Consider the following 23,956-nt stretch of genomic DNA (forward strand, 5'->3'; position numbering starts at 1 on the left):
GCCCCAGCTCCGGTGCCACCCCCACCCGCGTCCTCGTCCTCAACTCGGGCTCCTCGTCGGTGAAGTACCAGCTCATCGACATGGCCGACCGCTCACGGCTGGCCGTCGGACTGGCCGAACGGATCGGCGAGGAGACCTCGGCGCTCTCCCACCAGCCGCTGTCCACCGGCGGCGAGAAGCGCGAGTGGGAGGGCGAGCTGGCCGACCACGACGCGGCGCTGGCCGCCATCGCGAAGGAGCTGGCCGCCGACGGGCTCGGCCTGGACTCGCCCGAGCTGGCGGCGATCGGGCACCGCGTGGTGCACGGCGGGCTGAAGCTCACCGAGCCGACGGTCATCGACGACGCCGTCCTCACGGAGATCGAGCGGCTCGTCCCGGTGGCGCCGCTGCACAACCCGGCCAACGTCACCGGCATCCGCACCGCGCAGCGGCTGCGCCCCGACCTGCCGCAGGTCGCCGTCTTCGACACCGCCTTCCACTCCTCCATGCCGGAGCACGCGGCCCGCTACGCCATCGACGTCGAGACGGCCGACACCCACCGGGTGCGGCGCTACGGCTTCCACGGCACCTCGCACGCCTACGTCTCCCGCAAGGCCGCCGAGCTGCTGGGCAAGGACCCGGCCCAGACCAACCTGATCGTGCTGCACCTGGGCAACGGCGCCTCCGCCTCCGCGGTGCGCGCGGGCCGCTGCGAGGACACCTCGATGGGGCTGACCCCGTTGGAGGGCCTGGTGATGGGCACCCGCTCGGGAGACGTCGACCCGGCGGTCGTCTTCCACCTGGGCCGGGTGGCCGGAATGAGCGCCGACGAGGTGGACGACCTGCTCAACAAGCGCAGCGGCCTGCTGGGGCTGTGCGGCGCCAACGACATGCGGGAGATCCGCCGCCGGGTGGACGCGGGCGACGAAGCGGCCCGGCTCGCCTTCGACATCTACATCCACCGGCTGAGAAAGTACATCGGCGCCTACTACGCCGTACTGGGAAGGGTGGACGCCGTGGTCTTCACCGCCGGCGTCGGAGAGAACGCCGCGCCCGTGCGGGAAGCCGCCGTGGCGGGCCTGGAGGAACTGGGCCTGGCCGTGGACGGCGGCCTGAACGCGGCGGGCGGGAAGGGAGCACGGCTGATCTCGCCCGCGTACGCGCGGGTCAAGGTGGCCGTCGTACCGACCGACGAGGAACTGGAGATCGCAGAGCAGAGCTACGCGCTGGTCACCGCCTCACCGGGCCCCGGGTCCGACGGCAGCGCCGGCTGAGCCCGCCGCCCCGAATCGTTCAGTACGTAAACAAAACGATAGGATCGCCCCCATGCGCCGTTCCAAAATCGTCTGCACCCTCGGTCCCGCCGTCGACTCCTACGACCAGCTCAAGACGCTGATCGAGGCGGGTATGAACGTGGCCCGCTTCAACATGAGCCACGGCTCCCACGCCGAACACGAGGAGCGGTACCACCGCGTCCGCAAGGCCGCCGAGGAGACCGGCCGGGCCATCGGCGTGCTCGCCGACCTCCAGGGCCCCAAGATCCGGCTGGAGACCTTCGCCGAGGGCCCCGTCGAGCTGGTGCGCGGTGAGGAGTTCACCATCACCACCGAGGACGTGGCCGGCGACAAGACCATCTGCGGCACCACTTACAAGGGCCTGCCCGGCGACGTCTCCAAGGGCGACCCGGTGCTGATCAACGACGGGAACGTCGCGCTCCAGGTCGTCGAGGTGGCCGGCTCCCGGGTCCGCACCATCGTCATCGAGGGCGGTGTCATCTCCGACCACAAGGGCATCAACCTGCCCGGCGCGGCGGTGAACGTGCCCGCGCTGAGCGAGAAGGACATCGAGGACCTGAAGTTCGCGCTCACCATGGGCTGCGACATGGTGGCGCTCTCCTTCGTGCGGAACGCCTCCGACGTGCGCGACGTGCACCGCGTGATGGACGAGGTCGGGCGGCGCGTACCGGTCATCGCCAAGGTCGAGAAGCCGCAGGCCGTCTCCAACATGGAGGAGGTCGTGATGGCCTTCGACGGCGTCATGGTGGCCCGCGGCGACCTGGCGGTCGAGTACCCGCTGGAGAAGGTCCCGATGGTGCAGAAGCGGCTGGTGGAGATGTGCCGCCGCAACGCCAAGCCGGTGATCGTGGCGACCCAGATGATGGAATCCATGATCACCAACTCGCGGCCCACCCGCGCCGAGGCGAGCGACGTCGCCAACGCCGTGCTGGACGGCGCCGACGCGGTGATGCTCTCGGCCGAGTCGTCCGTGGGCCAGTACCCGATCGAGACCGTCAAGACCATGTCGAAGATCGTCCAAGCCGCCGAGGAGGAGCTGCTCGGCCGCGGCCTCCAGCCGCTGGTGCCGGGCAAGAAGCCCCGCACCCAGGGCGGCTCCGTCGCCCGCGCCGCCTGCGAGATGGCCGACTTCCTCGACGGCAAGGCCCTGGTCGCCTTCACCAAGTCCGGCGACACCGCGCGCCGCCTGTCCAGGTACCGGGTCAGGCAGCCGATCCTCGCCTTCACCACGGACGTCGCCACCCGCAACCAGCTGGCCCTCAGCTGGGGCGTCGAGACGTTCGTCGTCAAGCACGTCGACCACACGGACGAGATGGTCGAGCTGGTCGACGCCGAGCTCTCCAAGCTCCAGCGGTACGAGGCGGGCGACACCATGCTCATCACGGCCGGCTCGCCCCCCGGTGTCCCGGGCACCACCAACATGGTCCGCGTCCACCACCTGGGCAACCCCTCGGCCTGACCCCCTCCCGCACGCGCAACGGGCGCCCGACCGGTCCCTCCGGCCGAGCGCCCGTTCCGCCGTGCGCCCACACCGGCGGGCCCTCCCGCGCGGGGGCCGCGACGGCGTCGTCCCAGACGGCCCGGACGGTCGGCGGTGGTATCGGCGGGGGCGACTACGAGCGGCAGCGCGGGGTCACGCCGTCGGGCGGTACTCCATCTCGTACTCCTTGCCCACGACAACGGTGCGCGTGAACCCGGCCTTCCGGTAGAACGCCTCGGCGCGGCCGTTCTTCTCGTGCACGAACAGCCGGACCCGGCTCACGCCCTGCTGCGCCAGTGCCCAGCCGACCGCGGCTCGCAGCAGTTCCCGAGCGACTGTGCCGCCCCTCCGCTCCTCACGTACGAAGACCCCCACGAGGTGGGCCTGACGCCGCTCGACGCGCTGTCCGGTGAAGTCCTCCGCCCCCGGCTCTTCCACCAGCACGGTCACCGTGCCTACCCAGTCCCCGGCAGGCCCCTCGGCGATGAACTGCCGGTTCGGCCCTCCGTCAGAGCCCTTGGCGGTGCGCTCCTTCCAGAACTCGTCGGGCCGAGCCCGAGCCTGGTCGTACGTTTCAAGGAAGGCCAGGTGGGCCAGCGGATCTCTCAGCGCTTCCAGGCGTAGCTTCTTCGCAGAAGGCCAGTCCTCAGCGCGCACTTCCCTGACCACGTAGTCGCTGCTCATGACGCCCATGGTTCGGCCGCCCGGAGCGCACCAGCAACTGGTTTGAGAGCAGTGGTGCTGCCCCTGCGGTCACACTCCGACGAGACGCACGGTTTCCGTCACATCAGCTCGTCGAGCGCACCGCGGCACTCGTGGCCTGACCGACAGTGAAGCTGGTACCGGGGGCGGCGTAGTCGACAGGACCGTCGAACCGGGCCGAGGCGCGGTCCACCGCCTGCTGGGGGGTGAGGAAGCGGCCGACATGCGTGACGACCAGCCGGTCTGCCCGGGCCGCGCGGGCGGTGTCGCCGGCGTCCTCGGGGGTGTGGTGCACCTGGTCACCTTCGTCCGGGGCCTGTGCGCTCTCGGCCTCGCACAGCAGCACGTCACAACCCTCGGCCAGCTGCGTGAGGCCCGGGCACGGCGCCGTGTCCCCGGAGTACACCAGCGACCCGCCAGCCGCCTCGATGCGTACAGCGAACGCCGGGATGTCGTGCGCCACCGCCCGGCTGGTCAGCCGCAGTGAGCCGATGGCCACCTGGTGCCCGTCGTGCAACTCGCTGACAGCGAAGGCGGATTCGATCGGACTCCGGGTCGATGTATTGGTGAGGAACCCGGCCAGCCGGTCGGCGATTCCCGGCGGGCCGAAGAGGGGTATCGGCGCTGCCAGGCGGATGTCCGCGTACAGAGCGGCGTAGTACGCGGTGAGCAGGTCCGCGCTGTGGTCGGCATGCAGTGTTAGAACACGTGATCCCCAACATTTGACAATTTTTCGATGCCCCGTGTTCCAGCCGAGGCTGCAGTTGCAGAATCTTTCGGAGGACGAGTTGGCGGATCGCGGAGGTCCTGCCACGCTGCGACGGGCCCCTTTCGCAGCCGTCGGGTGGTCAGTCGAAAGCTTCGCGGACGGCCAGGCTGTCCTCATACATATGGTGCCGTGTGATGACGCCGTTCTCGAAGGTCAGGTGGAGTGCAAACCGCATGGCGAAGCGGCGGCCGGTGGTCCGCACCGTCTGGGCGCTCAGCCCGGTCAGGACTGCCTCGTCTCCCTCGACCACGACCCGCTCGACCGTCACGGCACCCTCCTGCGGCACGCACGTTTGGCCGAACGTCACGAAGTGGCCGACCACATCGGATCGCGTGGAACGGGGGATGAGCCACGGCACCGCCGGGTGGTCATCCACCGGCCAGCTCACTCGCCAGTCGACCTGGTCCGCGTACAGAGCGGCAATGCGGTCCGGGTCGCCTTCCCCACTGCGGCGCAGGAACTCCTCGACCGCTGCCCTGGTCCCTCCGTGCACCGTGGCCTGGTATTCGGTGGCAATGCGCCCGTCTTCGCCCAGCAGCACGAAGACCCTGCCGGTCCAGACCGGGGCACCGCCCGCCGCAGGCACCATGTGCGTGGTGAAATTGACAGTCCCGTGATGGCCTGTCGCATCGTCCGCGGCGACGAACAGGAATCCCCCCGCACGGACGAACTCCTCGTGCGCCTCCGCTACTCGCGCTTCCAGTTCCACATGCCCCTGGTAGCGGGAGGATTCGGTGAGTTCCACCCCGTCCTCCGCCCACAACCCGCTCACCGCTTTCCGGCGTGCGTCCTGGTCCGGCTCGTTCCATACAGCAACATATCGGTCCACAAAGGACTTCATCTCGTGCATGGCCCGGACAGTAACCCTGCTTCCCTGACATCTCCTGTCAGTGGATCTCGACACAATGGGAGCATGCGTGCCAGCCGACTGCTGTCCATCCTGCTCCTCCTGCAGACGCGTGGACGCGTCACCGCCCGGGAGCTGGCAGACACCCTTGAGGTCTCGGTGCGGACCGTGTACCGAGACATGGCCGCCCTCGCCACCGCCGGCATTCCGCTGTACGGGGACCCCGGTCACCGTGGCGGCTATCAGCTGCTCGCCGGTCACCGCACCCGTCTGACCGGCCTGACCAGCACCGAGGCAGCGGCACTGTTCCTGATGGCCCTGCCCGATGCCGCCGGCAACCTCGGACTCGGCCCCGGGGCGGCGAACGCCCGGCTGAAACTCCTGGCCGCCCTGCCTGACGAACTTCGCGGGCATGCGGACCACATGGCCGAGCGTTTCCATCTCGACACCCCTCCCTGGTACTGCGCGGCCGAGCACCCGCCGTACCTGACCGCGGTCGCCGAGGCGGCCTGGCACGGGCAGCGGCTCCGCATCCGGTATCTGCGCTGGGCGGAACCACACGAGGTCTCCCGCATCGTGGAGCCGTACGGCGTCGTACTGAAGGCCGGTACCTGGTACGTCGTTGCCCGGCATGCGGAGTGCTTCCGCACCTACCGGGTCTCCCGGATCACGGCGGTCGAGGAACTGGCCGAGCCCTTCGACCGACTGCCGGACTTCCAACTGGCCGCACATTGGCGGGAATATCTGGAGCAGTTCGATGCCCGCCGCCACCGCGGCGAAGCGACGATGCGAGTCTCCCCGTCCGCTCTGGCCCACCTGCCCTACCTGGTCGAACCGGCCGCAGCCAAGGCGGCCACCCGCACTGCCTGCGCGGGTCCCGACGGCTGGTACCAGATCACCCTGCCAATCGAGACCGCCGAGCAGGCTCTTCCGGAAGTCCTCAAACTCGGGGCCGAGGCGGAAGTCCTCACACCTGTGACCCTTCGCGACCGTATGCGGAACGCCGTGCGCCGACTGGCCGTCCTCTACGCCATCGAAGTCCGGGCGCCCGAGGAGGGAGCGGCACGGACTGCTGCCGCGCCCGTCCGCTCCACCGGGGACGACCTGCCCCCCGAAGAGCGGACACAGCCCACACCGCTCTTGCCCTGACCCTTTTGGAGCCGCCCCGGTTCACCCCAGCCGAGTCGGCGGTGGCTGGGTATTGCGCACTCTGCAGAGCTGGACTTTCCCCGCGGTCGGCGGCTCTCATATCCGAGCGTCGGAGGGGGCTCCAAGACCGGACGAAGCCCCGTCGACCGGGGCAGGACGGGCAGCGAACACCACCTGATCACAGGTGCCACCGGCATCCCACTCACCGTCGCCCCGACGCCGCCCGGACGCGACGACATCCACGAAGCCCTCCTCACTCTGGGGTTCAGCATCATGTGCTGGCGTCGGCTCGAGAACCACCATGCGTGAGGCCGAGCGGCAGCGGCTGCCTACAGCGAGACCTTCCGCTCGTCGGCCTTGAGGCCACGGAGCGTCCAAAGTCCGTACAGAGCCAACAACGGTTTGACGACCATCCATTCGCCAGGGCGGTAGTCATCCGCGCGCACCAGCCTCTCTGCAAGGTCGGGGCGCTGCCGCCGCAAGTACGCACGAGCCTTGAGCGCGTGAGCCGGCTGGGAGGCGATCTTGATGCAATCCACGTCTTCAAGCAGTGGGATCACGTTCGTGATGTTCTCCCACGTCGTCGCGCTTTGGTCTTCCAGGAGCACCGTGCCGCCAAACTCAAGCACCGACTTCGCGTAGTCAGCCATCAGATGGGCCTCCGTGGCCCCGCTGCTGGTCGCACCGCCGCTGAAGATCACGCAGGTCCCGTGTGCACCGTCAACGGCGATGGAGCGGATTCCGGCACGGACTCGCCATCGATTGATCAAGTTCGCCGTCACTTGAGGATTCCGGTACCCCAACACCACCACGGCCGCGGAGGCGCCCCCGCTACTCCCCCCGAGCGCTCGAGACCAGCGCCAGTTCAACCACTCGCCCCAGGCCAGGGCTGCAACCCCAGCTATCGCCAGTCCCGTCCTGCGCCGCATGCGGCGACTCTAGGACACCTTGGTATCGGGCCGCGGAGGAACTGACCACGCTACAGAAGACGCATTCTGTGGGGAGTTCTTAGCGGGGCCTGAGTCCGTCGACGACGATGTCCAGCATGCGGTGCAACTGGGGGCGCTGCTCGGGTGCGCCGGCCACGGAGAGCAAACCGGCGAGGATGCCGCCTACCTCGACCGGGTCGATGCCGCTGCGCAGTTCTCCTGCTGCGGCGCCGGCCTCGAGCACCCTCGCCAGGACCTGCTGGACCTCGTCGCAGACCGGTCCGGTGCCGAAGCGGCCGGAAGCGCTCATGGCGACCAGGGCCTCGCAGATGCCGCGTCGTTCACCGGCCCAGTCGGCGAAGCGGAGCATCCACGCGTGGAGGGCCTGCGCGGGCGGCTTGGTAGCCAGCAGGGTGCGGGCGTCTTCGTGCAAGGCTCGGATCTGGTCCCGGTAGACCTCTTCGACCAGATCCTCCCGGGTGGGGAAGTGCCGGTACAGGGTGGCGTTCCCCACTCCCGCGCGTTTGGCGATCGCGTCCAGCGAGACCGCGCGTCCGGACGCGAAGGCTTCGGCGGCCGTGGCGATCAGTTGCTCGCGGTTGCGCTGCGCGTCGGCGCGCAGGGTGCTGCGTGGAGGTGTCATGACCTTCGCGTTCGTGAGTGTCGGATGAGGCTCGGGAACGATTCGGGGAGGTCCCCGGTTCAGTGTACGGTGAGACAACCGGGGAGGTCCCCGATTACGGGTGGTCTCACCCCGGCGCCTGAAACCCGGGCGAGCCGACCACCACTCCGCATCTCTCGAACGCCACGAACCGCGCCTCACAGGAGACACACGATGGCACTCACTCTCGACACCTATCGGCTGCTGGGCCGCTCCGGACTCCGGGTCTCACCGCTGGCGCTGGGCACGGCGACCTTCGGCACCGAGTGGGGCTGGGGCGCCGAGCGCGACGAGGCGCGCAAGCTCTTCGACCGCTACACCGAGCTCGGCGGCAACTTCTTCGACACCGCCAGCACCTACACCAACGGCAGCTCCGAGCGACTTCTCGGCGAATTCGCCCGCACCGACCGCGACAAGATGGTGCTGGCGACGAAGTACTCGACGCTGCGTCATCCCGGTGACCCGAATTCCGGGGGTGCCCACCGCAAGAGCATGCTGGCGTCGGTGGAAGCCAGCCTGCGGCAGCTGAACACCGACTACATCGATCTGCTCTACGTGAACGTATGGGACTTCAGGACGCCGGTGGAGGAGATCCTGCGGGGCCTGGACGACCTGGTGAGGCAGGGCAAGGTGCTGTATGTGGGGATTTCCAGCGCCCCGGCCTGGCAGGTGTCGCGCATGCAGGCGATCGCCGACCTGCGAGGCTGGTCGCCACTGGTCGCGCTGGAGACCGAGTACAGCCTGGTCGCGCGCACCGCGGAGCGTGACCTGATCCCGATGGCACGCGAGATGGGACTCGGCGTGGTCCCCTTCTCCCCGTTGGGCGGCGGGGTGCTCACCGGCAAGTACAGCCGGGAGGACCAGAACCAGACGGGCCCCGTTGCCGGCGAAACCGCCGGCAGCCGCAAGAGCCTCAACGTCGCCCTGGGATGGGTCACCGACCGCAACCTTGCCCTCGCCGACGCGGTGAAGGAGGTGGCCTCGGAGCTGGGCCGCACACCCGCCCAGGTCGCACTGGCCTGGGCCCTGAACGCGCCGGGCGTGACGGCACCCCTCATCGGCGCCCGCACCCTCGCGCAGCTGGAGGACAACCTGGGTGCCCTCCAGGTCGACCTCACCCCTTCCCAGCTGGCGCGCCTCGACGAGGTCAGCGCCATCGACCTCGGCAATCCGCACGACCTGCTCGCCAGCGATCACATCCGCACGGTCACCACAGGCGACATGAAGATCGAAACCCTCGGCTCACGCGCTTCATGAACGGCGACTTCCAGGTGTATCCGTACGTTGCCGATGAGGGAACGGAGCACCCTCGGGGTGCGTGGTGAGTACAGCGACAGGAACGTGGTGAGCGCGGGTGGCAGCAGCGGCATGGGGCCCGCGCTGGCGGAGCTGCTGGTGCACGGCGGAGTGATCGAGCGTGGAACAGGACCCGCCGCCGGAGTGTGTGCGAGCCTGCCGTGCGCGCCGGGCGAGCTCGGTATCGGCTCGCCCGGCGCTCAGAGGCAAGGGCCGCAAGGCAGGGGCGCGGGCTACTTCTTCGTCACGTACTGGTGCAGGCCCGGGACGGTGAGCGTGCCGCCGAACTGGCCTGCCTGCTTGACCGTGACGTCGGTGAAGTAGGCGAAGGGGACGTTGATCGGTGGCGGGGTGTCCGGGCTGAACGTGATGGGGATGAGTCCGAAGAGGTTGCCCTTCAGCTCCTCCGTGTACATCGTGACCTCGCCGTCGCGAATGGTGGAGGTCGATCCCTCGGCGGCCTGGACGTGGTAGGTGAGGCCGCCGGGGCCCTTCACCGTCTGGTGGAGGTCGCCGATGTCGAGGCCGCTGGAGGTGAACTTGAGGGCCTGCTTGCTCTTGCCGTCGGGCGTGGTGATGTTGACGACGCCCTTGTAGTCGAGGCCTTTGAGGGTGAGGGAGGAGGCCTCCAGGAACCAGGGGTCGTTGGCGACCTGGGCCGGGGTCTGCTCGGCGGTGCCTTCGACGTCCGCCTTCTCGGGGCAGGGGAACGGCTTGCCCGCGTCCTTGGCCGGGTCGTAGTCGCGGACCGTGCCGTCCTGCTTGTCGACGCCGGTCTCCTTGTCGGAGGCCTTGCCGTCCTTGGCGTCCTTCTGGGAAGAGGAGTCCTTCGGGGCGTCCTTCTTGGACGGGGAGTCCTCGTCGGAACCGGACGTGTCCGGCTTCCCGGACTCGGACGCGTCGGACCGGTCGCCGCCTGAGCCCGCGCCCGGCGCCGGGGACTTCCGCTGCTTGCCGGAGCCGGAGTCGTCCTCCTGCGACGGCGAGGAAGGCGCCGGGTCGGGGCTGGGCGAGGTCTGAGGCTCCTCGGCGGACTCGTCCTTGTCCTTGTCCGGGTTGAAGGTGTCCTCGAGCTTCTGGCCGAGGCCCAGCGGGTCGTACCAGGGGTTCTCCTTCTTCTCCTCCTCGGAGGAGGACGAGGAAGACGAGGAGGACGAGGAGTCGGAGGTGTCCTCCGGCTCCGTGGAGGATTTGTCGGAGTCGGAGGAGGTGTCCGAGGGGGCGGAGGAGCTCTCGTCGCCGTTGCCGGAGGGCTTCTTCGAAGGGCTCTCGTCCGAGGAGCCCGACCCCTCGCCCTCGGCCTTCTCCTTGGCGTCCTTGGCCGCCTTGGCCGCCTTCTCCCGCTCGGCCTGCGCCTTGGCGAGGTCGCGCTTGAGCTTTTCGCCCCGCTCCTTGCGCTCCTGCTTCTCCTTCTCGGTCTCCTGCTGCTCGGTGATGGAGACGCAGGAGTCGCCCTTGAAGGGGTTCTTGGGCAGGGGCTTGGCGTTGGCGAGCTGGGGGGTGAGTCCCATGCCCATCAGGACGGCCGAGGGCATCGCGGCGAGCGCCACGGCCTTGCCCGCCGGCAGGTGAAGCCGGGTCAGCAGCGGTTTTCTGGGCGCAGCGTGCCGGGGAGCGGTTCTCCCCCGGGCGCCGGGCGCGGCGAACCTGCGCGCGCCCTCCCCCTCGTGGACCTCGTCACCCGGCACGGTGCCTCCCGTTCCCGTCATGCGCGTCGGCCCCGGTGGCGGGGGACGCCTCAGAGACTGCAGTGTCGTCCCGGGGGCCCTGCTGGGGGGCGGCCGGGTCCTGTGCGGGCGGTGCCTCTTCGTCGGCGGCGGTCACCGGGGCACTCGCCGTTCCGGTCGTGTCCTTGGCGCCGCGCTCGGCCCGCGCCGGCTTGGCGGGGGCCCAGGAGACGCCCAGCGCACCACCGATCAGTCCGAGCAGGAAGCCGATCAGGAAGGCGCCGAAGTTGGACACGACGAGGGAGACCAGCGCGAGCAGGATCGCGGCGATGCCCGCGAAGACCCGCGACTGGGGCTGGAACCACATGGTCAGCCCGAGGACCACCAGCAGCACGCCGATGATCAGCGAGCCGGCGCCCGCGGTCGTCGACATCCGGATGGTCAGGGACCCCAGAGTGAGGTTCTGGTAAGGGACGTACATGATCGGGATGCCCGCCAGCAGCGTCAGCATCCCACCCCAGAACGGGCGCTGGCCGCGCCAGTTACGGAAGGCCTGCCGCTTGTGGCCGAATCCGGTCGTCGTCCTCGCTGGCGTGTCGGCACTCATGGGTACGGGGCTCCTCGGAACTGGCACAAATCTTGCTGGGTGCAGCGGACCCTACGGGCCCGGAGGGCGGAGCGGAGCGGGCGCCCCTTCTTCCTCCGGGCCCGCGGGGCGGCTCACGTCAGTAGCACTCGCTCTTGCCCTTCTTGACGGCCAGGTGCAGGCCGCTGAGCTTGAAGGTGCCGGCGGTGGTGGCCCACGCGCGCTGCTTGACGTCGGTGAACTGGACGCTCTCCGCCTGCTGGGAGAAGGAGCCCTTGGTGTAGTCGTCGCCGTTGTGCGGACCGGGACCCTTGGTGGTCTTGTCCACGTTGACGCCGATGTCGATGTTCTTGAACGTCGCGTTGGCGTTCAGGTCGTCGGCGTCGATGTAGAGCTTCTTGGCCTCGACGCGGGGGCTGCCCTCGCCGCCGGCGCTGAGCTTCATCGATATGTCGCCGAAGACCGGGACGGGGACGACGACGGACTGGCAGAGATTGGTGATCTTCGCCGAGTCCATGCCGACGACGGCGACGGCCTTCTTACCCTTCTGGGTGGTGTCGATCGCGCCGTACTGGACGAAACCGGTGCCGTCCAGCTTGTCGGCCGTCACCTTGAACTGCTGGCCGGAGACGCTGAACGACGCCGCCAACGCGCCCTGCGACAGGGCCACGCCGATCGCTGCCGTAGCGGCAACGCTCGGCACCATGACGACGGCGAACCGCTTCCATCTGGTCCCGCCACGAGCCAGGGACTCCATGACTTTCCTCCTTCTCGGACGTACATCTCCGGCTCGGAGAGCCGTGCCGCCTGTACTCAGCGGGCCGCTCCTGCCGTGGGGGTACCTCCCGGCCACGGGGCTGGGGAGGGAGAAGAGCTACGTCCTCGGAACGGAGAGCGCCAACGTCGCCCGCACGCGGCGTTCTTGGCACGACACGTCCGAGCTGTCGACGATCACCCCCGAGCGACAACCACGGGCCACGCTCTCGCGCAACCTTGCTTTGTGAGGACAGGCCCTGCCGTGGAGCAGGGACCCCCCTGTCCTTGCGGACCGGCGGTTGGGACGGGGTGGTTCGGGTGCGGATGGTGCGGTGCCGGTCCGCTCGGTGGGGACCCATCGCCTGCGGGGCGCCGAATGGTTGCCGGGCTGCGGGCAATGGACCGAGCGTGGCCGATCGTGGTGCATCTGAGCCCGTGACACAAGGGGGTTCGTTACTTACGAGTAACGGCTGGATAACCGGAAGGCCGCCCGAAGGGTATCCGCAACGACACAGGGTCAGGACACCGGGCGGGTGCGCATGGGGAGCAACCGGGCATCGCGGAAGGTTTCCGCGAGATTTCGTTACGACGAGTAACAGCGGCCGCAATTGCCAAGTTTTGGCAAAGTGCGGCCGCCGTTGTCGCTGAGTCGATGAATTACGTCGCGTGCCGACGTCCGTGTGACCGTCGGTACGGGCAGGTCAGAACAGCGCGCGAGCGAGTGCCGCACGCGCGGTGACGACGCGCGGATCCTCCGGGCCGATCACCTCGAACAGCTCCAGCAGACGCACCCGCGCCGCGTCCCGGTCCTCCCCCGCCGAGCCACGCACCGTGTCCACCAGCCGGCTGAACGCGTCCTCGACATGGCCGCCGGCCATGTCCAGATCCGCGACCCGCAGCTGCGCCGCCGCGTCGCCGGGCCGGTCGGCCGCGTCCTTGCGGGCCTGGCGCGCGTCCAACTCCTGCACCCTGGCCAGGAGTTCGGCCATGGCCAGACCGACCTTCGCCTCGACGTTGGCCGGCTCGTCGGTCAGCTTGTTGCGGTAGGCCTGGATGGCACCCGACAGGTCCCCGGCGTCCAGCGCCTGCTGGGCCGCGGCCAGCACCGGGTCCTCCGGCGCCTCGGGCTCGACGGGCTCCTCCTGTGCGGGCTCCTGGGGAACGCCCTGGAGCCCGGTGATGCCGAAGCGCTGTTCGGCTACCTCGATCAGCTGGTCCAGCGTCGCGCGGATCTGCTGCTCGGGGGCCGCCCCCTGGAACAGCGGCAGCGCCTGCCCGGCCACCACGGCGAACACCGCCGGGATGCCCTGGACGCCGAACTGCTGCATCAGCATCTGGTTCTGGTCGACGTCGATCTTGGCCAGCAGCACGCGGCCCGCGTACTCCTGGGTGACGCGTTCGAGAACCGGCGAGAGCTGCTTGCACGGCTCGCACCACTCGGCCCAGAAGTCGATGACGACCGGGACCTCGGCGGAGCGCTGGAGCACCTCCGCCTCGAACGTCGCCTCACTGACTTCGATCACCAGGCCGGCCGGGGCCGGGGCGCCGTGGCCCTCGGCGGCGTCGGCCCGCGCCTGCTCCGCCTTCTGCTTGGCCTCTCCGGCCGCCTTCACCGCGGCGAGGTCGACGACTCCGCTCATGGACATGTTGCGTGGCTGCATGGCACCAGTCTCCCCCCTCCGCGCGGGCGCGTGTGCAGTGGTCGCCAGGTCCCCACCTGGCGGGTGGTTGTCGCGGGGGCCGCGGTGGTCGGTCCGCCACCCATTCCGCTACGCCTCGTAGCGTAACTCGAAGGGGCGACCGCTCCGCAAGGGCGGCCACGGGCGCTGCCCGGTGATCCGCCTCACGGTGCCTTCCGCGCTCTCCTGGGGGCTCCGTACCGCTCGGTATGGTCGGCGCATGGCAGGTTGCCCCGCTCCCCGACGCGGACGTCCCCGCAGCGCCGCGGTGGACCGTGCGATCCTCGACGCCACGCGCACCGCGCTCGTCGAGGTCGGCTGGTCTAAGCTGACCATGGGAGAGGTCGCCCGCCGCGCCGGCGTCGCCAAGACCACGCTCTACCGGCGCTGGGCGGCCAAGAGCGAACTCGTCGTCGACGCCGTCGCCGTCCTCTTCGACGAGCTCGAACTCCCCGACGGCGGCAGCCTGCGGGCCGATGTCGAGGGCGTCGTCCTCTCCTTCGCCGCCCTCCTGCGCCGCCCCGAGGCCAAGACGGCGCTGATGGCCGTCATCGCCGAGTCCACGACGGACGAGGCGCTGCGCAGGCGGATCCGCGCGGCCATCGTCGACCGCCAGAAGCGCCTGGTCCTGGACGGCCGGGCCAGGGCGCAGCAGCGCGGGGAGCTGCCAGGCGACTCCGCCGACCCCGCCGAGACCGAGCGGGTCGTCGACCTCATCTTCGACGTGATCGCCGGGGCCGTGGTGCACAGGTCGCTGGTGAGCGACTGCCCGGTGGACGGCGCCTGGGCGGCGACCTTCACCACGCTGCTGCTGGACGGGCTGGGCGCCGCGTCGGCTTCCCGGGCCGGGGAGCCGCCCGGGCCGTGACCGGGCTCACTCCAGGCCCCCCGGCATGCGTGTCCGCAGGACGGGCAGGCCCCCGTCATGATCGAGATTCCGCACGACCTGCGCCCCCGCGTCGGAGCGCCGCACATCTGGCACGTCGGCACCGTGAACCCCGACGGCTCGCCGCACGTGAGCCCCATGTGGGTGGGGCTGGACGGTGACCTGGTGCTGTTCAACACCTCCATGGGGCGGATGAAGGAGCGCAACCTGCGCCAGGAGCCCCGGGTGTTCCTCTCCCACGCGGACCCGGCCAACCCCTTCGACCGGGTGCAGATCCGTGGCCGCGTCGTCCGCTTCGTGGAGGGCGCCGAGGCCGACCGCACCATGGACCGGCTGGCCCAGTCCTACCTGGGCACCGCGTACGAGTGGCTGATCCCCGGGGAGGAGCGGGTCACCGTGTTCATCGAGCCCACCCGCGTCCGGCACGTGGTGGGCGTCGAACCGCTGCCGTCCGGCGCGCCGGGAGCGACCGCCGGATAGCGGCCACGCGGCTGCGGGCAGGCCCCGGCCAGCGGCCACGCGGCCCCGGCCCGACCCCACGCCGGGGGCCGGCCGGGACCGCGCGCGCCGGGGGCCGGCCGGGACCCGGCGCGSGSYGKGGGCCGGCCGGGACCGCGCGCCGGGGGCCGGGGGCCGGGGGCCGGCCAGACCTCGTACCGGGGGACCGGCCGGACCTCGCGCCGCGGGTCGGTCAGACCTCGTACCGGGAGGGGGCGAACAGGTGCAGGTGCTCCGCGACCCAGGCGGACGTACGGGCCAGCCCCTCCCGCAGGGAGACGGCGGGCGCCCAGCCGGACAGCTCTCGCGCCCGCGAGTTGTCCGACAGCAGGCGGGCCACCTCGCTCGCGGCGGGCCGCATCCGCTCCGCGTCCGTGACGATCTGAGCCTCGGCGCCCGAGGCCGCGACCAGCTCCCGGGCGAGCTGCCCGATCGAGATCTCCCTGCCCGTCCCCAGGTTGACGACCTGCCCGACGGCCGCCTCGCTGCCGGCCAGCGCCAGGAATCCGGCCGCCGTGTCCGTCACGTAGGTGAAGTCCCTGGTGGGCTCCAGGGAGCCGAGCTTGATCTCGCGGGCGCCGGAGTGGAGCTGGGCGAGTATCGAGGGGATGACGGCCCGCGCGGACTGGCGCGGGCCGTAGGTGTTGAACGGCCGCACCACGGTGACGGGCAGCCCGAACGCGTGCCAGTGCGACAGCGCCGTCATGTCGGCGCCGATCTTCGAGGCGGAGTAGGGCGACTGGGGCTGCAACGGGTGCGCCTCGCTGATCGGCACGCTCAGCGCGGAGCCGTACACCTCGCTGGTGGAGGTGTGCACCAGCCGCCGTACGCCGTGCTCGCGGCAGGCCTCGGCGATGTTCTCGGTACCCGTCACGTTGGTCTGCACATAGGCGCCGGGTGAGGCGTAGCTGTAGGGGATGCCGATGAGTGCGGCCAGGTGGAAGACGACCTCGCAGCCGGCGACGGCGTCCCGGACCCGCCCCGGGTCGCGCACGTCCCCGGCGACGATCTCGACGGGCGCGTCGGCGCGGGCGAGGTAGTGCGCCAGGTGCCCCTTGGCGCCGTACGGCTTGTAGTGCACGAGCGCCCTCACCCGCGCGCCCCGCTCGACGAGCAGGTCGACGAGGGTGCTGCCGATGAAGCCCTCGGCCCCGGTGACCAGGACCTTGCGTCCGGCCCATGTGGTGTCGGCGGTGTTCATGCGATGCTCCGTTCTTCGCTGCGGTGGTGGGAGGGGAGGGCGGTGCGGCCGGCCAGCGCCCGCACGCGCGCGGCCAGCAGGTCGGCGGCGGCGCCGTGGGTGCCGGGGTCGGCGGCGCCGGTCAGGGCGGCGAGCTGCCGCTGGTCGGCGAGCAGGGGTTCGAGCAGGGCGGCGAGGCTCTCGCCGCTGGTGTCGGCGTCGGGCAGCAGCAGCCCCGCGCCCTGTTCGGTGAGCACCCGCGCGTTGTGGGTCTGGTGGTCGCCGGGTGCGTGGGGGTAGGGCACGAGGACGGCGGGGACGCCGACGGTGGCCAGCTCGGCGACGGTGGCCGAGCCCGCCCGGCAGACCACGACGTCGGCCGCCGCGTAGGCGAGGTCCATCCGGTCGAGGTAGGCCACCGCGCGCGCGGTGCGCTCGTCGCTGTCGGCGGCGAGCCGGGCCCGGGCTCCGGAGAGCGCCGCGGGCCCCGTCTTGATCAGCACGTGGACGTCGGCGCGCCGCTGGGCCCGCCAGCGCCCGGCCAGTTCGACGGCCGCGCGGGTGAGCCGTTCGGCACCGAGGCTGCCGCCGGCGACGAGCACCAGCCGGGCCCCCGGCGGGACGCGCAGCTCATCCCGTGCACGCTCCTTGATCCGCGCGAAGGCGCCGGGGTCGGTCCGCGCGGTCCGGCCCAGTTCCGCCAGGGGTGCCGCGATCGGCATGCCGACCGTCTCGGCGTCCGCGCCGCCGGACAGGTGGCTCCGGCTGCGGTCGAACGCGAGCGCGACGTGCGGGGTCAGCCGCGCCGCGAAGCGGTTCGCACGGCCCGGCACGGCGTTGGACTCGTGCACGAGGCTGGGCAGCCCCGCCAGCCGCGCGCCGACGACGGCGGGGGCGCTCGCGTACCCGCCCATGCCGACGGCGACCTGCGCTCCCTGGTCGCGCAGTACGGCCCTGGCCTGGGCCCCGGCGCGCAGCAGCGCGGCGGGCAGCAGGTAGCGGCGGGCACCGAGCGCCCGGTCGAAGGGGATCATGTCGAGGGTGTGCAGGGGGTATCCGGCCTCCGGGACGAGCCGCGTCTCCAGGCCGCGCTCCGTGCCGACGAAGGAGATCACCGCGTCGGGTTCGGCCCGCCGCAGCGCCTCGGCCAGGGCGAGCCCCGGGTAGATGTGCCCTCCGGTCCCACCCGCGCCGATGACGACGGAGAGCGGTCCTGGCGGGGCCATGGAGAGCGGTCCTGGCGGGGCCGTGTGGTGTCGATCGCCTCCGGGGCGATCCGGTGGTGTCCGCATGCCGGAAACGCTCGCGGAAGGGGGTAAGAGGCTTTTAAGAGGCGCTTTTGGCAGCCTGTGTCCATGGTGAGGACATGGTGAGGACACCGCCTGAGCAGGCACCAGGCCACAGCCGGGCGGCGCGGGTGCTGGTCGTGGACGACGACCCGGAGGTGCGGGCCGCCGTCGCCGACGCGCTCACCATCGAGGGCCACGAGGTGGAGACGGCCGAGGACGGCCTCACGGCGCTGAGCACCGTCGCCGGCTGGGACCCGGACGCCCTCGTACTGGACGTGCTGATGCCCGCGCTCGACGGGCTGGCCGTCTGCCGCAGGATGCGCGCGCTGGGCGACCGCACCCCCGTCCTCGTCCTCACCGCGCTGGACGCGGTCAGCGACCGGGTCGACGGCCTGGACGCGGGCGCCGACGACTACCTCGTCAAGCCGTTCGCGCTGGACGAGCTGACCGCACGGGTGCGCGCGCTGCTGCGCCGGGTGGCCCCCGACCCGGCCGACGAGGACGGGCTCGTCCTGGGCGAGCTGGAACTCGACCCGGTCACCAGGACAGGGCGGCGGGGCGGGCGGAGCATCGAGTTCACCGAGACCGAGTGCGCCCTGCTCCAGTTGCTGATGCGGCACCCGGCCCGGACGGTGCCCCGGCAGGTGCTGCTGGAGGAGGTGTGGGGCCGCGACTTCGGGCCCGACTCCAACTCGCTGGCCGTCTACATCGGCTATCTGCGCCGCAAACTGGAGGCGGGCGGCGAACCCCGTCTGGTGCAGACCGTGCACGGGGTCGGCTACCGGCTGGACCGCTCGTGAGCGGGCGGCACCGCCTTCTTCCGTGGCGGCGGCACCGTCCGCTGCGCACCCGGCTGGCGCTGGCCGCCACGGCGGCCGTCGCGCTCGTCGCCGTCGGGGTGTGCGCGGCGGCGTTCGTCGTCATCCGCTACGAGCTGCTCCACCAGGTGGAGCTCAACCTCACCCAGTCCGCGAGCCGCGCCACCCAGGAGGTGCGGCAGAACGGCGACGCCCCGCGCGTCCTGTCCGCCGACTGCCGCTACCTGGCGGCGCCCGCCTGCGCGCAGGTCGTCTCGGCACGTCCGGCGCAGGACCCGCACGGGCGCGAGGGGTACCGGCTCCCGGTCGACGAGAGGGTGCGCGAGGTGGCCGCGGGCGAGCGGGAGCCGTACTACGGCGCGGTGACCGTGCACGGCCACCCGGCCCGGATGCTCACCACCCCGCTGGGTGAGGGCCGCGCCCTCCAGGTCGCGCTGCGCTCCGACACCGTGCGGGAAGGGGTGCGGCAGGCCGCGCTGCTGCTGGCCGCCGTCGGCGCCGCCGGTGTGCTGGTCGCGGCCGGGCTCGGCTTCTGGGTCTCGCGTACCGGACTGGCCCCCGTCGCACGGCTGACCGCGACCGCCGAACGCATCACCCGCACCCGCGACCCCGGCCACCGCATCGAGCCGCCGCCCGGCGGCGAACAGGCCCGCGAGGACGAACTGTCGCGGCTGGCCGCCAGCTTCAACACCATGCTGGCAGCCCTCGAACAGTCGGTCGCAGCGCAACGGCGGCTGGTCGCCGACGCCTCCCACGAGCTGCGCACCCCGCTGACCGCGCTGCGCACCAACACCGAACTCCTCGCCCGCGCCGACCGGCTGACCCCCGCACAGCGCGAGCGCGCCTCGGCGGCGCTCGGCCGCCAGCTGCGCGAGGTGACGGCCCTGGTGAACGACCTGATCGAGCTGGCACGCGACGAGGAGCCGCAGCCGCTGGTCGAAGAGGTGGAGTTGGCGCCCCTGGTGCGGCACGCGGTCGCGGTGGCCCGCGACCACTGGCCGGCCACCGCCTTCTCCCTGGAGGTCGCACCCGGCGCGGAGGGCACCGCCGTGCCCGGCGTGCCCGCACGGCTGTCGCGGCTGCTGACGAACCTGCTGGACAACGCGGCCAAGTTCAGCGGTGCCGCGGGGGTGGAGGCGACGCTGGGCACCGACGCGGACGGTACGCAGATCACCGTGCGGGACCACGGGCCCGGGCTGGCGCCCGAGGACCTCCCGTACGTCTTCGACCGGTTCTACCGCGCGGAGACCGCCCGCGCGCTGCCCGGCTCCGGACTCGGGCTGGCGATGGCCCAGCAGATCGCCAAGGCGCACGGGGCTCGGCTGAGCGCCGAGCGCCCGGAGGGCGGCGGCGCCCTCTTCCGCCTGCGGTTCGGTGGCTGAGCGCCGCCGGCCCCCGCCGGGGCCGGAACCCCGGGGCCGGAGCACCGGGGCCGGAACTCCGGGGTCAGAACACCGGGGGTTCCGTGTAGTCGCCCCACTCGTCGCGCAGCACGCCGCAGATCTCGCCCAACGTCGCCTCGGCCCGCACGGCCTCCAGCATCGGCTCGATCATGTTGCCGGTCCCCCGCGCGGCCTCGACCAGGGCGGCCAGTGCCGCGTTCACGGCGGCGTCGTCCCGTGCCGAGCGGCGGTCGGTCAGCGCGCCGACCTGGTCGCGCTCGACCTCGTGGCTGACCCGCAGGATCTCCAGGTCGCCGGTCACCGAGCCGGTGTGGCAGTTGACGCCGACGACCTTCTTGTCGTTCTTCTCCAGGGCCCGCTGGTAGGTGAAGGCGGACTCGGCGATCTCGCCGGTGAACCAGCCGTCCTCGATACCGCGCAGGATCCCGGAGGTGATCGGGCCGATGGGGTACTCCCCGTCGGGGACGGCGCGGCGCCCGCGCTCGCGGATCTGCTCGAAGATCTTCTCCGCGTCGGCCTCGATGCGGTCCGTCAGCGCCTCGACGTACCAGGAGCCGCCGAGCGGGTCGGCGACGTTGGTGACGCCGGTCTCCTCCATCAGCACCTGCTGGGTGCGCAGGGCGATCTCCGCGGCCCGCTCGCTGGGCAGCGCCAGCGTCTCGTCCAGCGCGTTGGTGTGCAGCGAGTTGGTGCCGCCGAGGACCGCGGAGAGAGCCTCTATGGCGGTGCGGACGACGTTGTTGTAGGGCTGCTGGGCGGTCAGCGAGACGCCGGCCGTCTGGGTGTGGAAGCGGAGCCACTGGGCCTTCTCGCTGGTCGCCCCGTACACGTCGCGCATCCAGCGGGCCCAGATGCGGCGGGCGGCGCGGAACTTGGCGATCTCCTCGAAGAAGTCGAGGTGGGCGTCGAAGAAGAAGGACAGGCCGGGCGCGAAGCGGTTGACGTCCAGGCCCCTGGAGAGGCCGAGTTCGACGTAGCCGAAACCGTCGGCCAGCGTGTAGGCGAGCTCCTGCGCGGCCGTGGCCCCCGCCTCGCGGATGTGGTAGCCGGAGACGGAGAGCGGCTTGTAGGCGGGGATGCCGTGCGCGCAGTGCTCCATCAGGTCGCCGATGAGTCGCAGGTGGGGCTCCGGCTGGAAGAGCCACTCCTTCTGCGCGATGTACTCCTTGAAGATGTCGGTCTGGAGCGTGCCGTTGAGGACGGCGGGGTCCACGCCCTGCCGTTCGGCGGCGACCAGGTACATGCAGAAGACGGGGACGGCGGGCCCGGAGATCGTCATCGAGGTGGTGACGTCGCCGAGGGGGATGCCGGAGAAGAGGGTTTCCATGTCGGCGGCGGAGTCGATGGCGACGCCGCAGTGGCCGACCTCGCCCAGGGAGCGCGGGTCGTCGGAGTCGCGGCCCATGAGGGTGGGCATGTCGAAGGCGACGGAGAGCCCGCCGCCGCCGGCTTCGAGGATCATCTTGTACCGCTCGTTCGTCTGCTCGGCGTTGCCGAACCCGGCGAACTGGCGGATGGTCCACGTCCTGCCCCGGTAGCCGGTCGGGTAGAGCCCGCGCGTGAAGGGGAACTCGCCCGGCCAGCCGATCCGCTCGAACCCCGCCACGGAGTCGCCGTCCCGGGGCCCGTAGACCGGCTCGACGGGATCGCCGCTCAGCGTGGTGAAGTCGGCGTCCCGCTTGCGTGCGGAGTCGTAGCGCTCCTGCCAGCGGCGGCGGCCCTGTGCGATGGCGTCAGCATCCATACCACTGAATTTACTAGGACGTCCAAGTAAAAGTCGATGGCAACAGGCCCGATGTGGTCCCCGACACCACGGCCGGGCGGCCGTCAGACGCCGACCGGCGTGGCTTCCCGCTCCTTGATCAGCGGTTCGACCTGGCGGGTGACCTTCCGCTCGACGAAGAACGCCGCGGTGGGAACAGTGCCCGCCAGCAGCACCCACAGCTGCTTGCCGAGCGGCCACTTGGCCTTCTGGCCGAGGTCGAAGGCGAAGATCAGATACAGGATGTAGAGCCAGCCGTGCGCGATGCCGACCATGCTGGTGAAGCCCGCCGCACCGTCCATGCCCAGCAGGTACTTGCCGATCACACCGAGGGTCAGCAGCACGAGGAGCACGGCGGTGACGTACGCCATGACGCGGTAGCGGGTCAGCACGCTTCGTTTCATGGAACCGAGCGTAGCCCTCGCACCGGGGCGATCTTCCCGCCCCCCTCTCTCCCCACACCGGGGCGCGGGTCGGCGGGCCGGGGGCGTGCCCAAGGGCAGCAGGCGGAGCGTGAACGCGTCCCGCAGGGGCGCGGGGAACTGCGCGCCCTAGCGGCCCTGGCCGTCGGTGAAGTCGCCCGCCGCCACCCGCAGCGGGCGCAGCAGGGTGAAGATCTCGTCCAGTTCCCCGGCGTCGTAGGCACCGAGGCCGAAGTCCATCGCCATCAGCTCCTCGGTGGCCGCGTCGCACACCTCGCGCCCCTTGTCGGTGATCGCGGCGAGCGTGCCGCGCCCGTCGTTGGGGTTGGGCCGCTTCTCGACGAAGCCCGCGGCCTGGAGCCGGTCGACCGTGTTGGTCACCGAGGTCGGGTGCACCATCAGGCGCTCACCGATCTTCGACATCGGCAGCTCCCCCCGCTGGGAGAAGGTGAGCAGCACCAGCGCCTCGTACCGCGCGAAGGTCAGCCCGTACGGCTTGACCACCGCGTCGACCTCGGACAGCAGGATCTGCTGGGCGCGCATGATCGAGGTGATGGCGGCCATGGACGGCACCGATCCCCATCGCTGCTTCCAGTGCTCATCGGCACGGGCGATCGGGTCGAACGACAGACTGAGAGGCTTCGGCACGCTCCGAGACTACCGGCCGGTCAGGAGCGGTCTGAAGCCGTCTCACGTTCCGGGCCACCGCCACGGCGCACACCGTTCCCACGGCGCCCGTCAGCGCCACGGCGGTGTGCGCGGGCAGGAACTCGGCCACCCCGCCGCCGACGGCCATGCCCAGGCCCTGGGCGCTCATCAGCCCGGCGGACATCACCGTCAGGGCCCGGCCTCGCAGCTGAGGGGGCGCGGCGTCGAAGAACCAGCGGTCCAGGCCGAGGGTGTAGCCCATGCCGAGCCCGGACAGGCACAGCGCGGCCAGCGCCAGCGGCAGCGCGGGGCGCAGCAGGAAGACGAGCAGCGGCAGGAGGAGCGCCGAGGCCAGCGGCAGGACGAGGCGTTCCCGGGCGGCGGGGCGCAGCAGCGTGCCGACCGCCAGCTCTCCCGCGACGCTGCCGACCGGGCCAGCCGCCAGCAGCAGCCCGACGGCGACCGGGCCCGCGCCCAGGTCGTCGGCGTACGGCGCGGCCAGCCCCTCCGGGACGACGGCGAAGGTGGGCGGCAGCCAGCACAGCAGCAGCAGCGAGCGGACCCTCCGGTCGGCCAGCAGCGCGCGGGTGCCGCCGCGGGTGCGGGCGAGGGCCCCGGCGAGCGCGGGGCGCAGCCGCGTTCCCATCCGCAGGACCAGCGCCGAGGCGAGGAATCCGGCGACGGTCAGCACCAGCGCGGTACGCGGCGTGACGAGCACCAGCAGCAGACCCGTCGCCGCGTTGCCGACGATCTGCGCGCTCTGGGCGACCACCCGGATGAGGGAGCGGCCCAGCACGAAGGAGTCCTGGTCCGGCAGGATCGCGCCCAGGCTCGCGGCTCTTACGCCGGTGAACAGGGGCTGCACGAACGCGGCGGCCGCGCGGAGGGAGAGCAGCAGCGCCACGTGGGCCTGCGGCAGCAGCATCACCGCGACGCAGGCCGCGCTGAACAGATCGCAGGCGACCAGGACAGGGCGGGCCGGGTACCGGTCCGCCACCGGCGCCAGGAGCGCCCCGCCCACCGCGTTGGGGAGGAAACCGAGCGCGAAGGTGAGGGCGGTCAGCAGGGGCGAGGACGTCCGGGCGTAGATCATCACGGGCAGTGCGAGGCCCGCCACCACCGTGCCGAGGAGGGAGAGCACGTGCGCGGCGAACACGGCGCGGAACTCGCGCACGCGGAAGAGGGCTCCGTACCCCGCGGCGGCGCTCTCTCCGCCCGCCGCCGCKBSGDACGGAGGGCSCCGCGGGGTACGGAG

At 71.4% G+C, this 23,956-nt stretch carries 23 protein-coding genes; 8 read left to right on the top strand and 15 right to left on the bottom strand.

The annotated features are described in order from the left end of the window. Together AB8Z75_RS11615 and pyk are read left to right on the top strand one after the other, a co-directional pair. Window positions 1-1,253 (top strand): acetate kinase (locus tag AB8Z75_RS11615; RefSeq protein ID WP_369201400.1); only part of this gene is annotated, 1,253 nt, incomplete at its 5' end. A gap of 52 nt (window positions 1,254-1,305) precedes the next feature. Continuing rightward, window positions 1,306-2,733: a pyruvate kinase gene (gene pyk, locus AB8Z75_RS11620; RefSeq protein WP_369201401.1), complete on the top strand. Its 1,428-nt coding sequence runs from the start codon at window positions 1,306-1,308 to the stop codon at window positions 2,731-2,733. Between the two features lie 174 nt (window positions 2,734-2,907). On the opposite strand, the gene AB8Z75_RS11625 is transcribed toward pyk, so the two are convergent. The 3 genes from AB8Z75_RS11625 to AB8Z75_RS11635 form a co-directional block, all read right to left on the bottom strand. Continuing rightward, the gene (locus AB8Z75_RS11625) at window positions 2,908-3,447 is read right to left on the bottom strand and encodes a GNAT family N-acetyltransferase (RefSeq protein WP_369201402.1); all 540 of its coding nucleotides are present in this window, start codon (window positions 3,445-3,447) and stop codon (window positions 2,908-2,910) included. A 94-nt stretch (window positions 3,448-3,541) separates the two neighbouring features. Continuing rightward, on the bottom strand, window positions 3,542-4,270 hold the full coding sequence (locus tag AB8Z75_RS11630) for an MBL fold metallo-hydrolase (protein WP_369201403.1): 729 nt from the start codon (window positions 4,268-4,270) through the stop codon (window positions 3,542-3,544). A 34-nt stretch (window positions 4,271-4,304) separates the two neighbouring features. Next, the gene (locus AB8Z75_RS11635; RefSeq protein WP_369201404.1) at window positions 4,305-5,075 is read right to left on the bottom strand and encodes a nuclear transport factor 2 family protein; all 771 of its coding nucleotides are present in this window, start codon (window positions 5,073-5,075) and stop codon (window positions 4,305-4,307) included. A 63-nt stretch (window positions 5,076-5,138) separates the two neighbouring features. Between AB8Z75_RS11635 and AB8Z75_RS11640 the strand changes: the two genes are divergently transcribed. Then, entirely contained in the window at window positions 5,139-6,221 is a 1,083-nt protein-coding gene (locus tag AB8Z75_RS11640; protein ID WP_369201405.1) for a helix-turn-helix transcriptional regulator, read from the top strand. A gap of 329 nt (window positions 6,222-6,550) precedes the next feature. Here AB8Z75_RS11640 and AB8Z75_RS11645 read toward each other — a convergent pair whose 3' ends face one another. Together AB8Z75_RS11645 and AB8Z75_RS11650 are read right to left on the bottom strand one after the other, a co-directional pair. Continuing rightward, on the bottom strand, window positions 6,551-7,150 hold the full coding sequence (locus AB8Z75_RS11645) for a YdcF family protein (protein ID WP_369201406.1): 600 nt from the start codon (window positions 7,148-7,150) through the stop codon (window positions 6,551-6,553). Window positions 7,151-7,229: 79 nt separating this feature from the next. Next, entirely contained in the window at window positions 7,230-7,793 is a 564-nt protein-coding gene (locus AB8Z75_RS11650; RefSeq protein ID WP_369201407.1) for a TetR/AcrR family transcriptional regulator, read from the bottom strand. A 192-nt stretch (window positions 7,794-7,985) separates the two neighbouring features. Here AB8Z75_RS11650 and AB8Z75_RS11655 point away from each other — a divergent pair, with 192 nt between their 5' ends. After that, the gene (locus tag AB8Z75_RS11655) at window positions 7,986-9,068 is read left to right on the top strand and encodes an aldo/keto reductase (RefSeq protein WP_369201408.1); all 1,083 of its coding nucleotides are present in this window, start codon (window positions 7,986-7,988) and stop codon (window positions 9,066-9,068) included. Between the two features lie 272 nt (window positions 9,069-9,340). On the opposite strand, the gene AB8Z75_RS11660 is transcribed toward AB8Z75_RS11655, so the two are convergent. The 4 genes from AB8Z75_RS11660 to AB8Z75_RS11675 all read right to left on the bottom strand — a co-directional run bounded on the left by AB8Z75_RS11660 (window position 9,341) and on the right by AB8Z75_RS11675 (window position 13,777). Further along, window positions 9,341-10,795 (bottom strand): hypothetical protein, encoded by a 1,455-nt coding sequence (locus AB8Z75_RS11660; RefSeq protein WP_369201409.1) that lies wholly within the window; start codon window positions 10,793-10,795, stop codon window positions 9,341-9,343. Beyond that, entirely contained in the window at window positions 10,785-11,381 is a 597-nt protein-coding gene (locus AB8Z75_RS11665) for a DUF6114 domain-containing protein (protein ID WP_369201410.1), read from the bottom strand. The genes AB8Z75_RS11660 and AB8Z75_RS11665 overlap by 11 nt, the downstream gene beginning before the upstream one ends. Before the next feature lie 118 nt (window positions 11,382-11,499). Then, on the bottom strand, window positions 11,500-12,117 hold the full coding sequence (locus AB8Z75_RS11670; RefSeq protein WP_369201411.1) for a DUF6230 family protein: 618 nt from the start codon (window positions 12,115-12,117) through the stop codon (window positions 11,500-11,502). Window positions 12,118-12,817: 700 nt separating this feature from the next. After that, a complete protein-coding gene (locus AB8Z75_RS11675) occupies window positions 12,818-13,777 on the bottom strand; it encodes a tetratricopeptide repeat protein (RefSeq protein WP_369201412.1) in 960 nt (319 codons plus the stop codon). Between the two features lie 238 nt (window positions 13,778-14,015). Here AB8Z75_RS11675 and AB8Z75_RS11680 point away from each other — a divergent pair, with 238 nt between their 5' ends. Together AB8Z75_RS11680 and AB8Z75_RS11685 are read left to right on the top strand one after the other, a co-directional pair. Beyond that, the gene (locus AB8Z75_RS11680; RefSeq protein WP_369201413.1) at window positions 14,016-14,663 is read left to right on the top strand and encodes a TetR/AcrR family transcriptional regulator; all 648 of its coding nucleotides are present in this window, start codon (window positions 14,016-14,018) and stop codon (window positions 14,661-14,663) included. A gap of 57 nt (window positions 14,664-14,720) precedes the next feature. Beyond that, window positions 14,721-15,161 (top strand): PPOX class F420-dependent oxidoreductase, encoded by a 441-nt coding sequence (locus AB8Z75_RS11685; protein WP_369201414.1) that lies wholly within the window; start codon window positions 14,721-14,723, stop codon window positions 15,159-15,161. Between the two features lie 211 nt (window positions 15,162-15,372). Here the strand turns inward: AB8Z75_RS11685 and AB8Z75_RS11690 are convergent, their stop codons facing one another. Further along, on the bottom strand, window positions 15,373-16,380 hold the full coding sequence (locus tag AB8Z75_RS11690) for a GDP-mannose 4,6-dehydratase (RefSeq protein WP_369201415.1): 1,008 nt from the start codon (window positions 16,378-16,380) through the stop codon (window positions 15,373-15,375). Further along, the gene (locus AB8Z75_RS11695) at window positions 16,377-17,585 is read right to left on the bottom strand and encodes a glycosyltransferase (protein WP_369201416.1); all 1,209 of its coding nucleotides are present in this window, start codon (window positions 17,583-17,585) and stop codon (window positions 16,377-16,379) included. The genes AB8Z75_RS11690 and AB8Z75_RS11695 overlap by 4 nt, the downstream gene beginning before the upstream one ends. 140 nt (window positions 17,586-17,725) lie before the next feature. Here AB8Z75_RS11695 and AB8Z75_RS11700 point away from each other — a divergent pair, with 140 nt between their 5' ends. After that, window positions 17,726-18,448 (top strand): response regulator transcription factor, encoded by a 723-nt coding sequence (locus AB8Z75_RS11700; RefSeq protein ID WP_369201417.1) that lies wholly within the window; start codon window positions 17,726-17,728, stop codon window positions 18,446-18,448. Further along, window positions 18,445-19,848 carry an ATP-binding protein gene (locus AB8Z75_RS11705; RefSeq protein WP_369201418.1) on the top strand — a complete coding sequence of 468 codons (1,404 nt, stop codon included), beginning with the start codon at window positions 18,445-18,447 and terminating at the stop codon, window positions 19,846-19,848. Before AB8Z75_RS11700 ends, AB8Z75_RS11705 begins: the two co-directional genes overlap by 4 nt. Window positions 19,849-19,912: 64 nt before the next feature. Here AB8Z75_RS11705 and AB8Z75_RS11710 read toward each other — a convergent pair whose 3' ends face one another. The 4 genes from AB8Z75_RS11710 to AB8Z75_RS11725 all read right to left on the bottom strand — a co-directional run bounded on the left by AB8Z75_RS11710 (window position 19,913) and on the right by AB8Z75_RS11725 (window position 23,875). Continuing rightward, on the bottom strand, window positions 19,913-21,613 hold the full coding sequence (locus AB8Z75_RS11710; protein ID WP_369201419.1) for a methylmalonyl-CoA mutase: 1,701 nt from the start codon (window positions 21,611-21,613) through the stop codon (window positions 19,913-19,915). Between the two features lie 83 nt (window positions 21,614-21,696). Continuing rightward, window positions 21,697-22,035 carry a DUF3817 domain-containing protein gene (locus AB8Z75_RS11715; protein ID WP_114014082.1) on the bottom strand — a complete coding sequence of 113 codons (339 nt, stop codon included), beginning with the start codon at window positions 22,033-22,035 and terminating at the stop codon, window positions 21,697-21,699. A 147-nt stretch (window positions 22,036-22,182) separates the two neighbouring features. Then, window positions 22,183-22,701 carry a MarR family winged helix-turn-helix transcriptional regulator gene (locus AB8Z75_RS11720; protein ID WP_369201420.1) on the bottom strand — a complete coding sequence of 173 codons (519 nt, stop codon included), beginning with the start codon at window positions 22,699-22,701 and terminating at the stop codon, window positions 22,183-22,185. Next, on the bottom strand, window positions 22,652-23,875 hold the full coding sequence (locus tag AB8Z75_RS11725; RefSeq protein ID WP_369201421.1) for an MFS transporter: 1,224 nt from the start codon (window positions 23,873-23,875) through the stop codon (window positions 22,652-22,654). The genes AB8Z75_RS11720 and AB8Z75_RS11725 overlap by 50 nt, the downstream gene beginning before the upstream one ends. Window positions 23,876-23,956: the final 81 nt, after the last annotated feature.

Source organism: Streptomyces sp. PU-14G (assembly GCF_041028275.1).
Lineage (GTDB): Bacteria > Actinomycetota > Actinomycetes > Streptomycetales > Streptomycetaceae > Streptomyces.